We start from the raw sequence: 12722 nt of genomic DNA on the forward strand, positions 1-12722 counted from the left end.
AGAAAATCATGGCAACCCTTGCAGCAGCCAGTCCCGAGGCCGTTGCGGAAAAGTTCGAAACACTCTCCCCACCTCCATTTGATCTCGTGCGCCAACCGGAAACCGGCCTGGTCATGGTTCGCGGTCGGATGGGTGGGACCGGCAGCCCGTTCAACCTGGGCGAGGTCACGGTGACCCGTTGCGTCGTACGCCTGGAGACAGGTGAAACCGGCAGCGCCTACAGTCTTGGTCGCAACAAGCAGAAAGCCCTGCACTCGGCCGTCATTGATGCTCTCTGGCAACGCAGTGATGCGCGCGCGCAGATCGAGAACGACATCATAACCCCACTTGCAGCTTGCCAGGCAGAGGAAAAGGAAACGGTCAAGGAAGAGACCGAGGCGACCAAGGTCAATTTCTTCACCATGGTACGGGGAGACAATTGATGGAAACCTCAATCCGGACGACCACAAAAAACACCCCCCTTGCTGCCGGGTTCCAGGATCCCGTCCACAACGCGCAGACCTGTTTCCGAGCCATCATGGACGTCATGGCCCGCCCCGGCAGCCGCAAGGTGATCGACACCCATGACCTTAGTCCACCTGCGCCGCTGACGCCGGTTGCCGCCGCAATTGCCCTGACACTCTTCGATTACGACACGCCGGTCTGGCTCGACCGGTCATTGAATTCATCTGAAGCGGTCAAGGCATTCCTGCGCTTCCATACCGGCGCGCCCATAGTCGGCGAAGCCGTTGACGCGTCTTTTGCTCTTGTCAGCGATCCCGAACACCTGATCCCTCTGGCGAGTTTCAATCAGGGCTCTGCCGAATATCCCGACCAGTCAACCACGGTCATTCTCACCGGTCAGGAATTTGGCACCGCTCCCTCGGTAACTCTGACCGGCCCCGGCATCAAGGACACAACCGTTTTTGCCACAGGGCCGGTCCCACCGGTGTTTTGGGACCAGGTTGCAAGCAACAACAATCAGTTTCCGCGCGGCATAGACCTGATCTTCGCCGGAGAAACGGAAATTGCCGCCTTGCCCCGATCCACCCGCATCTCGCCGACGGAGGTTTAAGCCATGTATGTTGCCGTCAAAGGTGGTGAAAAGGCCATCCGCAATGCTCATAAGCTCCTGGCCAAACGCCGCCGGGGAGACACTTCGGTTCCCTCACTGACATTGGAGCAGATCGCTCAGCAACTGTCGCATTCCGTTGCCCGCGTGATGGGCGAAGGTTCCCTCTATGACGAGACGCTCGCAGCCCTTGCGATAAAACAGTCCCGCGGCGATCTGATTGAGGCCGCATTCCTGATGCGCGCCTATCGCACCACGCTGCCACGTTTCGGCTATAGCCAACCGGTTGATACGGCAAAGATGCTGGTCGAACGACGTGTCTCCGCGACCTATAAGGATCTCCCGGGCGGTCAGGTTCTCGGGCCGACCTTCGATTACAGCCACCGGCTCCTGGATTTCACGCTCGCCGCGGAAGAAGACAACACCGGTCAGTCTGTCGAAACGGTTCAGGCTGACGATGATGCCATGCCACGCGTGACCGATCTCCTCGGCGACGAAGGCCTCATGGAGCCCGATCCCGTTACCGGCGAGGATACACCGGTGGGAGACCTGACCCGTGAGCCGCTGTCTTTTCCGGCAGATCGGGATCTGAGATTGCAGAATCTGGCGCGCGGAGACGAAGGCTTCCTGCTCGCTCTCGCCTATTCAACGCAGCGCGGATATGGCCGCACGCACCCTTTTGCGGGCGAAATCAGATACGGCGAGGTCGAAATCGAGTTCTTTGCGGAAGAGCTGGGATTTGCCGTCACCCTTGGCTCGATCAAGGTGACCGAATGCCAGATGGTCAACCAGTTTCAGGGGTCGGCGAAAGCCGCTCCGACCTTCACCCGCGGATATGGATTGGTCTTCGGCCAGGTTGAACGCAAGGCCATGTCCATGGCCATGGTCGACCGGTCCATGCGATGGCAGGAACTGGGCGAGGAGCAGGTTGCCCCCGCGCAGGATATCGAATTTGTGCTGTCGCACTCCGACAACATTCAGGCAACCGGCTTTGTCGAACACCTGAAACTGCCCCATTACGTCGATTTTCAGGCCGAACTCGATCTTGTCCGCCGCATGCGCGACGAGTGGTTTGAAAAACGCAGGCAGGAAGAAAACGGCGACGCCGCCCAGGAGGCCGCAGAATGAACGATACCGCTGAGATTTACGACCAGGGCGAATACAATTTTGCCTATCTGGACGAACAGACCAAACGCATGATCCGGCGGGCAATCCTGAAAGGCATTGCCATTCCGGGTTATCAGGTGCCTTTCGCTTCGCGCGAAATGCCGATGCCCTACGGTTGGGGAACGGGTGGAGTTCAGGTCACAGCCTCGATCCTCGGCAAGGATGATTGTCTGAAAATGATCGATCAGGGATCGGACGACACCACCAACGCAGTTTCCCTGCGCGGCTTTTTTGAAAAGACGGCAGGTATCAGAACCACCTACGAAACGTCGGAAGCAACGGTCATCCAGACCCGTCACCGGATCCCGGAGAAGAACCTCACCGAAAACCAGGTCCTGGTGTTTCAGGTTCCGATCCCCGAACCGCTGCGCTTCCTTGAGCCACGTGAAACCGAAACCCGCAAGATGCATGCTTTGGAAGACTATGGTCTCATGCATGTGAAGCTTTACGAGGACATTGCCAAGAACGGCCATATCGCGACGACCTACGCCTATCCGGTCAAGGTGAATGATCGCTACGTAATGGATCCGTCGCCAACGCCGAAATTCGACAACCCGAAGATCGATCAGATGGAAGCCCTGCAGCTTTACGGCGCAGGCCGTGAGAAACGCATCTACGCGATTCCTCCTTATACCAAGGTCAAGAGCCTCGACTTCGAGGACTATCCATTCGAGGTCCAGAAATTCGACAAACCCTGCGGCCTCTGTGGCGCCGAGAACGTTTATCTCGACGAGGTCATTCTCGATGACAAGGGCGGACGCATGTTCGTCTGCTCCGACAGCGACTACTGCGAGGAGCGCCGCGCAGAAGGGCACGCTGGCCCCATGGCGGCGGATCCCGCCGCGATTCAAATTGGTGGCGCAACAGTTGAGGAGACAATCTGATGAGCGTGTTCATGTCGGAAGAACCGCTTTTGCAGGTTCACAATGTCACCCGCTATTATGGCGACAGGATCGGCTGTTCCAACGTGTCATTCGATCTCTTTCCCGGCGAAGTTCTGGCCATTGTTGGTGAAAGTGGGTCCGGGAAAACAACCTTGCTCAATTGTCTGTCCACACGACTGGCGCCAACCGCAGGAGCCATTGAGTACCGCATGCGCGACGGTTCCATGCGCAATCTCTACCAGTTGACCGAGGCAGAACGCCGGTTGCTGATGCGGACCGACTGGGGTTTTGTTCATCAGAACGCCGCTGATGGCCTGCGGATGAATGTATCGGCTGGTGCGAATGTCGGCGAACGCCTGATGGCTGTCGGGGATCGGCACTATGGCAACATCCGCGCTACGGCGGATGACTGGCTCGGCCGGGTGGAAATCGACAGCGATCGGATCGACGACGATCCACGCTCCTTCTCCGGCGGCATGCGCCAGCGTCTGCAGATCGCCCGCAATCTTGTCACCCGGCCACGGCTGGTATTCATGGACGAGCCAACCGGTGGCCTTGACGTTTCCGTCCAGGCTCGCCTTCTGGACCTGCTCCGCAGGCTGGTGGCCGACCTTGGCCTTTCGGTTGTAATCGTCACCCACGATCTCGCGGTCGCCCGTCTGCTGTCGCACAGGATCATGGTCATGCGCCAGGGCAACGTCATCGAGAGTGGATTGACGGATCAGGTACTCGACGACCCCCGCGAGCCTTACACCCAGCTGCTCGTATCTTCCATTCTTCAGGTTTGAGGGCCGCCCATTATGTCAGTCCGTCTTTATCTCAACAGCGTCGGTAAATCCTTCACCATGCATCTGCAGGGTGGCACGGTCATTCCAGTCGTTGAAAAGGTCGAATTTTCGGTCAATGAAGGTGAATGTGTGGTTCTTGGCGGTCCGTCGGGAGCCGGGAAGAGTTCGATCCTGAAAATGATCTATGGCAATTACCGTTGCGATGAAGGTCAGATCCTGGTGACCATCGGCAATGACATCGTCAACATTGCCGGAGCCGAACCCCGCCAGATCCTCAAACTGCGCGACGACACAATCGGATATGTCAGCCAGTTCCTGCGCACCATTCCCCGTGTTTCTGCAGAAGAAGTTGTCGCCGAACCTCTGATCGCACAGGGGTCCAGCGAATCTGAAGGCATTGAAACAGCCAGGGCGCTGCTTGCCCGGCTCAATGTTCCCGAACGCCTCTGGACCTTGCCACCGGCAACTTTCTCTGGTGGCGAACAGCAAAGGGTCAACATCGCGCGCGGTTTCATAGCCCACTACCCGATCCTTCTCCTGGATGAGCCGACTGCGTCACTGGACGCTGCCAACAGGGCTGTCGTTGTGCGTCTGGTGGAAGAGAAAAAGGAACAAGGTGTCGCCATGGTAGGCATATTGCATGATCAGGATGTTCGCGAAGAGATTGCCGACCGCATTATCGACGTTACCGGCTTTGCCGCTGATGCAGCGGCCTGAGACCGCAGAAATGAAACACTTGCAGGCAGCGGAAAACTGTCACAGAACAGTCACTGCCCGCCTGTAGGCCATCTCTTCGGCCACTTCTTGAAATGAAATCGCGATTCGGACCATGCGTTACGCCATCTATTTTGCCGCTGCGGCTGACGACCAACTGATGCAGTTGGGAAATTCCTGGCTGGGCCGAGACCCGTTTTCAGGTGACGGGCTGACTCAACCGGCACTCTCGGGCCTAAACGCGGAGAGTTTCCGGGATTTGACAAGCAGTCCTCGCCGCTATGGTTTTCACGGTACGTTGAAAGCACCTTTCTCACGTCACCGGGATACCGATGAGGCGGCGCTGATCCGAGCCTGCGAAGAATTAGCCCGCACCATAGCGCCCTATGAGATTCAGGGGCTGTCGGTTAATCGCCTCGGCAAGTTCCTCGCTTTGACACCTGATCAACAGGAACCGTCTCTCTCCGCCTTTGCGGCATTGTGCGTGCGTCATTTTGAAAGATATCGCGCACCGCTTTCCGATGCGGATCTTGCACGTCGCAGGCAGAGCAATCTGACGCCGAAACAGGATGCTTATGTGGCCGAGTGGGGGTATCCTTACGTCTTTGACGAATTCCGCTTTCACATGACCCTGTCCAACAAACTGGACGATGAAAGACAGGCAGACCTGCTTGCTGCTGCCGCAAGGTCTCATTTTGAAACCGTAACCGGACGTCCACGCATCTGCCGGACTTTCGCTCTTTATACCGAGCCGGAACGCGGCGCCCCATTCGACGTTCACACCGTATTTGACCTGACCGGAGACATCCCGCCGCTTGAAGCCGGGATTTCCGACGACCGACTTACCCCCAAGGAGACTGCATGAGCACGCATCCAAAAACCTTCAAAAATGCCAAGCTTGTTGTGGCCAATGAGGTGTTTGACGGCTCCATGACCGTCGACGAAAACGGGTTGATTGAAAACATCGCCGCCCCCACCGAAGTGGACGGCCATGACTGTGATGGCGACTATCTGCTTCCAGGGTTGATCGAACTGCACACAGATCACCTGGAAACTCACTACGCACCACGTCCGAAGGTCCGCTGGAACACGGTTTCCGCAGTCCAGGCCCATGACGCACAGATCGCCTGCGCCGGTATCACCACCGTCTTCGATGCACTGCGTGTCGGCATGGATGAGGACGCCGATATCGGTTACGAGGATATGCGGGCGCTTGCCGATGCGATCGAGACCGGTCAGCAGGAACATCGTCTGCGGGCAGACCACTTCATTCATCTGCGCTGCGAAGTTTCCGCACCAGATGTGTTGAACGCATTCAAGCACTTTGAAGACGACGACAGCATTCGTCTTATCTCCCTGATGGATCACACACCGGGACAGCGCCAGTTCGTTTCACTCGATTCGTACAAGATCTACTATCAGGGCAAGAAGGGTTTCTCGGATGCCGAGATGGATGAGTTCATCAAGCGCCGACAGGAAAGAGCCGGCAGTCTTGCGCCGGAAAACCGGAAACAGCTTTCTTCCTTCGCGCAGCAGCGTGGTATCGCGATTGCCAGCCACGACGACGCAACAGTCGCCCATGTCGATGAAGCCATCGCACTGAACACAAAAATTGCCGAATTCCCGACAACGATCGAAGCTGCCAGGGCCTCTCATGAGCAGGGCATGGCTGTTTTGATGGGCGCGCCGAATGTGGTGCGAGGCGGTTCCCATTCCGGCAATGTTTCGGCCAGAGAACTGGCGGAAGCCGGATATCTGGATGTTTTGTCGTCGGACTATGTCCCGGTTTCGTTGATTCAGTCGGCATTCCAGCTGGCGGAAGAGGTCGAGGCTATTTCTCTTCCCAAGGCTGTCGCGATGGTCACATCCACCCCGGCTCAGGCAATCGGACTTGAGGATCGCGGCACATTGATGCCGGGCCTTCGAGCCGATCTCATTCAGGTCAAGCTGGTCGGTAATGTTCCAATCGTGCGTGGTGTCTGGCGTGAGGGCAAGCGGGTTGCCTGACACTGGAACAAAGGCAGGCAAAAAGCTCGGGCCGGGCCGGATGGTTCTTGTGGTCGGGCCAAGTGGTGCCGGCAAGGATACGCTCCTCACCGCACTGCAAGATAGTCTCAAGGACAGATCCGGCGTGCACTTTGCCAGACGGGCAATCACCCGTCAGTCGGACCCGAATGCGGAAGATCACGACACGCTGAGCCGCGCCGAATTCGACGACCTGATACAGGCAGGCGAGATTGCTCTTGCCTGGGAAGCCCATGGTCTTGGTTATGTTATCCCGAAAACCTATGACGATGTCGTCTGCGCGGGCGACACAGTGATAGCCAACGGGTCGCGCAAGGTTCTCCTTCAGTCGGCAGAAAAGTATCAGACCGCGATCGTGCTCCTGATCACCGCTCCGGTTGAAGTGCTGGCCGAACGCCTTGCAGCCCGTGGCCGTGAAAGCCTCGAAGATATTCGCGGGCGCCTGCAACGCGCGGACTTGGAGCCGGACCATGTCCCCAATCTCATCCGGATCGAAAACACCGGAACGATTGATGACGGCGTCGCAGCCATGCTGGCGGCACTGGAACTTTGAACGATTCAAGACCTGCCGGACTTCCAAGACTGCTCGGTCAGGGCTGTCGCTGACTTGAGAACCATCGCCCTCGACTTCAGTTGACTCTCAAAATAATACAACTGTAAATACAGAAAACTTCCCTAGAGGGCATCTCAAAAATACAAATCTCATACATTTAAATTCGGACAAATTTGCAATAAATGCTCAGTCGCTTAATCTATTATTACTTTAGATTGATTGACCATGAATTGAGTTCCGCGGTTATGGCAGACGCGCTCTTCGACAAGTACGGCGGCTTCAAGTTCGTGAGCCGCATCGTTTTGAGCTTTTACGACAAGGTGCTCGACTCCGATCAGGTCGGCGACCATTTCGACGGCATCGACATGCCCCGCCTGATTGACCATCAGACAAAGTTTATTGCCTCACTTCTTGGTGGCCCGATCTCCTATTCCGACGAACGCCTCAAAAGGGCCCATGCCTCGCTGAACCTGACACATGACGACTTTGACGAAGTCCGCCGGTTGCTGAGCGAAACGTTGGCGGATCACGGCATCGAACCCCAGGATGTCGAAACCGTCATGGCCGAGATAGAAGCCAGGCGCTCGTCCATCCTTTCGGACGACGCGTCATGAGCATTACGGCAATCAACGAACAGCTCCTGCGCGCCATCGGTGTCGGCATTGCGATTGTCCGATGCGAAGATCTCCAGATACTCTTCACCAATGCTCCTTTTTCGGAGTGGTTCGGCACCCCGGGACTCGACGCGACCTTGCCCGAGATCCTGCAGGACATCGTTGTTGACGACATCAAGGCCGCGCTTCACCAGGAAGGCCGCTACGCTGGCGAACTGTCGATCAAGCGCAAGCGAAGAACGCTGATCATTGCGCTGTCGATCTCCAGCGCCAGTGCGGATGCGCAGGACTTTTATGTGGTTGAGTGCCAGAACATTACCCGGATCCGTGAACTGGAATCGATGATCGACAGCTATTCGACCATGGTTGAGCGGAATACGCGTGAACTGGAGCGCGAAAAAGAACGGGTGGAACGCCTGCTGCTCAACCTCATGCCACGCACTGTCTATGAAGAGTTCAAGACCTTTGGTGTGGTCACGCCGCAGCTTTATGAAAGCGTATCGGTGGTCATGCTGGACTTTGTTGATTTCACGAGATTTGCCGCCGAGCATGATCCGACGGTTACATTGGGTGAATTGAACGACATTTTCACGGCGTTTGACCGGATCGCAGAACAATATGGTTGCGAGAGGATCAAAACGATTGGTGACGCCTATCTTGCTGTCGCAGGCATGCCTGAGCCTTCCCCGGACCACGCGCGCGCGGTCGCAAATTGTGCTGTCCGCTTCATCCGTTATCTTGAGCGCCGCAACCAGAGCCACCAGTACAAATGGCAGGCACGTATCGGTCTGGGCACCGGGTCTGCAGTTGGCTCGGTGGTTGGAATACAAAAATATGTCTACGACGTCTTCGGCTCAGCCGTGAACCTTGCCTCGCGCCTCCAGGGATTTGCCAACCCCATGTGCATTGTCGCACCGGACGCCATGAAGGAGTTCCTCGTCGACGAGTTTCAACTCGTCGATCTTGGAAAACAGGAGATCCGCAGCTTCGGCGAAATACGCCTCATGCGGGTCAGTCCCGGTATCGAACTGGCCCGCAAGGCAAGGCAGTTTTAAGCTCCAAACGAGCGCATCAATTGCCGTCGTTCTTCTTCTTGCCGAAAACGTTGCCGAGCAAACCGGACGGCAGACCGAAACCTTCTTCGACCGCCTTGAGCACCTCTTCGTCATCAACCTGGCCGTCGATAACCTTTTGGACATCGATCTGCGTCCGTCCGCCGGTCGCGCGTTCGATGACTTTGTTCGCGGTATCGACAAGCTCCTCAGACGGTTCTTTGCTGCCCTGAAGAATGGAAATCAATTCACCGCCGGTCTGTTGAAGTTGCTTATACGCCGCTTCGGGATTTTGAAGAATACCGGCGATGTCCGGATAAATGCGTGGATCGGCCCACGGCCCTTCGATCACGATTGGCACCCCCAGACCGGCCAGCTTCTTGTCTTCCCCCTTTCGGCGCGGCACGGGTGCCTGTCCCTCGAGTGAGGCCACAATTTTCGGTTCCACGCGCCATTCCAGCGTTTGGCCTGGCATATTCGTGGTGCCTTGGCCCGTCATGCGGACCAGAGGTCCGACCATCGAAAGATTGTCCGTCTTGGCAATGCCATTTGCGATGGTAAACGAAGCTTCGAGCGCGCTGAAGTCCGTCTTTTCCGTGGAATTGTCCTGCCAGCCGAGCAGGGTCTCAACGGAGAGTCCGCGCACCATCTTGGGAATATTGATGCCCCGGATGGCACCTTCGGTGAACTTGAAGTTCGCCGTCCCCTGCAACGCCTGTACGAGCGCCTGTTCACTGTTGCCTTTTGACTGAACGTCGAGATTGATCGCGGTTCTGCCTTCGATCCAGTCAAAATTCGCCGCATCCCGCAGCAACGGATGAGCTTCCAATCCGGACAAGGCGAACTTCGCCTTCACCCCGGGTGTTGCCGATGCGCCGTTCAGCGTCACGGTTCCTGACCCGGTTCCCTTGTAAAGCGCCAGCTTTTCAAGGTTGGCTGTCAAAACACCGTTCTTGATTGTCGTCGAAAGGGCGCTTTCATCGATCTTGATCTTATCCCACCGAATTTCCCGGGTAGTGACCTTGAAGTCGACATCCACGGCCTGGAGACCGGAAAAATCGATCGTGTCAGTGCTCCAGCCCGAGGCCCCGCCAGGCGCGCCACCGCCACCGTTGCCACCAGTCCCTCCGCTGACATTTCCAGAGGACCCGGCCTTGGAACTCCCGGGACTGGAACTGTCCCCAAGGTAGGGATCCAGAACCAGTTCACGCAGCGCCAGCCGAGCGGTCACCTTGGGGCGCCCGCCCAGGTCCACACGGCCATCTGCCTCACCGGAAGTATCGTCCAGGGTAAAACGGGTTTCCTCAAAGGAAAGCGTGTTTCCCTGCATGCCGAAAATGCCCGAGGCCTTGAACGTCTTGAGACCGCCACCTGCGCCAATGTTCTGTCCCATCCACGCCATCAGACCACGCAAGTCAGCAGTCGCAACACTAACGGCCCCGTCAAGCGCTCCTGTCATCGATGCCCGGCCGTCAAATCCTGCACTCAACCGGTTTCCTTTGACGTTGACCGAAACCGGAGCCGCATCTCCTGCAAGCAGACGAGCTGTATCTGCCTGACCTGCCAGGCTGAAGGCCTCGCCACGCCAGGAAAGAGCCCCAGACAACGAAATCGGATTTTCAAGCCCTTCCAGATCTACATCCATTGCGAGATTGGTCAGCTTGTCGGCTTCCGGGTCGCCTCCGACGGCAGAGGCCAGTCCGAGCCCGCCGATCTCGCCGTCGGCAATCGAAACCGAGCCGTTGATATCAAGCCCGGCAATGAGCTCCTCTCCCGTGAGACCAACGGTTTCGAAAGCCAGATCCGCGCCCAATTTGCCACTTGCCGGCAAATCCTGTCCCGCGAGCAGAAGCAGATCCGCGATCGATCCGTCCTGCAGTACCAGACGGCCGGAGATTTCCGGAACCAGTCCCGAAAGGTCCGCATCCGCAGCTCCCCCCAGCGACAATTGGCCAAGCAGAATATGAAGATCGGCAACCGAAACGGCGGCTTCCGAGCCTGTGATCTTGGCATCCACGGAAAACGCACCGGGATCCGTCGCAAGATCCTGGCCGGCCAAAGCGGCCACTGCCTTTAGAGACGGACCGGTTCCCTTGATCACAAAATCAGCGCTGGGAGGAATCAATCCGGTCTGTCCGGACACACTGAAGGAATTTTCGCCTGTCGAAACGGTGAGATTGACCGGCACCCGGTCTCCTGAAACAAACCCCAGAGGATTTGACAGTCCCCCGGCAACTTCAAGCGGAATATCCTGCAGTAGAAAACTGGAATTCAGATCAACGTCTCCAGCCAGATCCGGGGCCCGAAGGGTCAGGTCGAGATTGCTGATCCGGATCGGAACTTCAGTCGACGGGTCCTTATAGGTGACCGTGCCACCGCTGATCTGGAAGCTGTCGACACCAATACTCTTGAGATAACCTTCGGAAGGTACGCCTGTTTGCGTCTGGCCACTGGCAGGATCTTCGCTGGAAGTTGCCACCTGGTCTGACGGACCGCTATCTGACTGCTCGGATGTCTCGTCCGCGAGGACCTTTCGTGGTTCCCAACTTGTCGAACCGTTGGCACCGATTTCCAGATAGATGTCGGGCTGATCCAGAGAAATGCCGTCAACCTGCACATTGCCGGAGATCAGGCCGGCCCAGGCAAGAGTGAACTCAACGCGGTTCGCCTTGGCGAACTCAATCCCGTCCGCACCGGCTTCACCTGCAATGCCGACATTCTCCGCAACAAGAGAAAATCTGGGGAACAGGGACAAGGAGACAGGACCATCCAGCCGAACAAGCCACCCCAGGCGCTTGTCCACCTGTTCCACCACTTGAACCTTGATCTCATCCTTGGGCAGGAACAGTGGCACCACCAGAACGATGGTTGCCATCACAATGACAAAACTGCCCAGTCCGATCAAAAGCCGTCGCATATTCGTGCGTCTCCCTTTCGCGAATCGGCTCCAATGTAGACCAATCCGGCGGCAAGAGTGCCTGCTGAATTTGACAAAAGCAGGAAACGCCTTGAATTCGCGCGCTTCCCGCATTTGTTGAAAAATCCTAATACAACACTGTGCCAGCAATTTGATGCCTGAGCGGTCCCAAAATCACCGGCCTGTCATGACCTAAAATGCACTCCTGAGCGGTCAGCTCGGCCTCAACGCAAGGCAACCATGTGGTTATCCCAGGAATAACCTGGCGGTCGCGCCAGAACCTCGACTGGTTCGGCCGGATCCGAGACAAGCGACAACGCACCATTGCCGTCCGAAATCAAAAACCCGGTCTCGTCGATCGGTGCGACACCACACCCGTCCGTAATTGCCTTCGCACCAATAAAAGCCCCGGTTTGGGCGTTCCAGAATAGTGTCTGTCCGCCGCGTGGGGCCGATGTTGCAATCACGGTACCCGAGGCATTGGCGGTCACCGACCCGATATAGTTCTGAAGACCAGACGCAAGTGCCCCCGGAATTTCCAGAAGCGTCGGCGCCCTATCCCGCGAAACCACCGTAACCAGAGGCGGTGTTTCCGTAGAAAGACCTTCAAACTGGCCTCCGACCCAGGCGCGGCCTTCTGCATCAAGAGCCATATGCCTGAGCGACAGCCGATGCAAAGCGGGATCGAGCGTGTGCCTGGCAAGCAGATCTCCGGTTTCGGCATCCAGAAAAACGACGGCTGGTTCCATTGTTTCAAGGTTAAGCTTTTCCCGCCCCTTGTCCGGATGCGTTTCGATCCCACCATTTGCAACAATCAGCATGCGGCCATCTTGAGACAGGACAATGTCATGCGGGCCGACGCCCTGCGTATCGATCTCGCCGATCTGCTTGGCCGCGGCTCCGCTCATGTCATAGACACCGACAACGCCTCGTGCCGCTTCAAAATCGTTTTCGACC

At 57.1% G+C, this 12722-nt stretch carries 13 protein-coding genes; 11 read left to right on the plus strand and 2 right to left on the minus strand.

All coding sequences use genetic code 11. The annotated features are described in order from the left end of the window. Positions 1-8: 8 nt before the first annotated feature. The 11 genes from phnG to K5905_RS13705 all read left to right on the plus strand — a co-directional run bounded on the left by phnG (position 9) and on the right by K5905_RS13705 (position 8851). The gene (phnG, locus tag K5905_RS13655) at positions 9-422 is read left to right on the plus strand and encodes a phosphonate C-P lyase system protein PhnG (protein WP_297584786.1); all 414 of its coding nucleotides are present in this window, start codon (positions 9-11) and stop codon (positions 420-422) included. Beyond that, positions 422-1054 (plus strand): phosphonate C-P lyase system protein PhnH, encoded by a 633-nt coding sequence (phnH, locus tag K5905_RS13660; protein ID WP_297584765.1) that lies wholly within the window; start codon positions 422-424, stop codon positions 1052-1054. The genes phnG and phnH overlap by 1 nt, the downstream gene beginning before the upstream one ends. A gap of 3 nt (positions 1055-1057) precedes the next feature. Then, positions 1058-2179 carry a carbon-phosphorus lyase complex subunit PhnI gene (locus K5905_RS13665; protein WP_297584766.1) on the plus strand — a complete coding sequence of 374 codons (1122 nt, stop codon included), beginning with the start codon at positions 1058-1060 and terminating at the stop codon, positions 2177-2179. After that, entirely contained in the window at positions 2176-3102 is a 927-nt protein-coding gene (locus K5905_RS13670) for an alpha-D-ribose 1-methylphosphonate 5-phosphate C-P-lyase PhnJ (RefSeq protein WP_297584768.1), read from the plus strand. The genes K5905_RS13665 and K5905_RS13670 overlap by 4 nt, the downstream gene beginning before the upstream one ends. A gap of 11 nt (positions 3103-3113) precedes the next feature. Continuing rightward, positions 3114-3890 (plus strand): phosphonate C-P lyase system protein PhnK, encoded by a 777-nt coding sequence (phnK, locus tag K5905_RS13675; RefSeq protein WP_297584788.1) that lies wholly within the window; start codon positions 3114-3116, stop codon positions 3888-3890. 12 nt (positions 3891-3902) lie between these two features. Then, positions 3903-4607, plus strand: a complete 705-nt coding sequence (phnL, locus tag K5905_RS13680; RefSeq protein WP_297584770.1) for a phosphonate C-P lyase system protein PhnL — start codon at positions 3903-3905, stop codon at positions 4605-4607. Positions 4608-4719: 112 nt separating this feature from the next. Continuing rightward, positions 4720-5469 carry a DUF1045 domain-containing protein gene (locus K5905_RS13685; RefSeq protein WP_297584774.1) on the plus strand — a complete coding sequence of 250 codons (750 nt, stop codon included), beginning with the start codon at positions 4720-4722 and terminating at the stop codon, positions 5467-5469. Beyond that, positions 5466-6611, plus strand: coding sequence for an alpha-D-ribose 1-methylphosphonate 5-triphosphate diphosphatase (locus K5905_RS13690; RefSeq protein ID WP_297584776.1), 1146 nt, complete (start codon positions 5466-5468; stop codon positions 6609-6611). The genes K5905_RS13685 and K5905_RS13690 overlap by 4 nt, the downstream gene beginning before the upstream one ends. Continuing rightward, a complete protein-coding gene (phnN, locus tag K5905_RS13695; RefSeq protein WP_297584778.1) occupies positions 6604-7182 on the plus strand; it encodes a phosphonate metabolism protein/1,5-bisphosphokinase (PRPP-forming) PhnN in 579 nt (192 codons plus the stop codon). The genes K5905_RS13690 and phnN overlap by 8 nt, the downstream gene beginning before the upstream one ends. A gap of 245 nt (positions 7183-7427) precedes the next feature. Next, positions 7428-7796, plus strand: coding sequence for a group 1 truncated hemoglobin (locus tag K5905_RS13700; protein WP_297584779.1), 369 nt, complete (start codon positions 7428-7430; stop codon positions 7794-7796). Then, complete coding sequence (locus K5905_RS13705) at positions 7793-8851, plus strand: adenylate/guanylate cyclase domain-containing protein (RefSeq protein WP_297584781.1); 1059 nt, start codon at positions 7793-7795, stop codon at positions 8849-8851. Before K5905_RS13700 ends, K5905_RS13705 begins: the two co-directional genes overlap by 4 nt. 16 nt (positions 8852-8867) lie before the next feature. On the opposite strand, the gene K5905_RS13710 is transcribed toward K5905_RS13705, so the two are convergent. After that, positions 8868-11765 carry an AsmA family protein gene (locus tag K5905_RS13710; RefSeq protein WP_297584783.1) on the minus strand — a complete coding sequence of 966 codons (2898 nt, stop codon included), beginning with the start codon at positions 11763-11765 and terminating at the stop codon, positions 8868-8870. A gap of 224 nt (positions 11766-11989) precedes the next feature. After that, the coding region (locus K5905_RS13715) for a DUF1513 domain-containing protein (protein WP_297584784.1) at positions 11990-12722 on the minus strand (733 nt) is incomplete at its 5' end.

The organism is Roseibium sp. (genome assembly GCF_025698965.1).
GTDB lineage: Bacteria > Pseudomonadota > Alphaproteobacteria > Rhizobiales > Stappiaceae > Roseibium.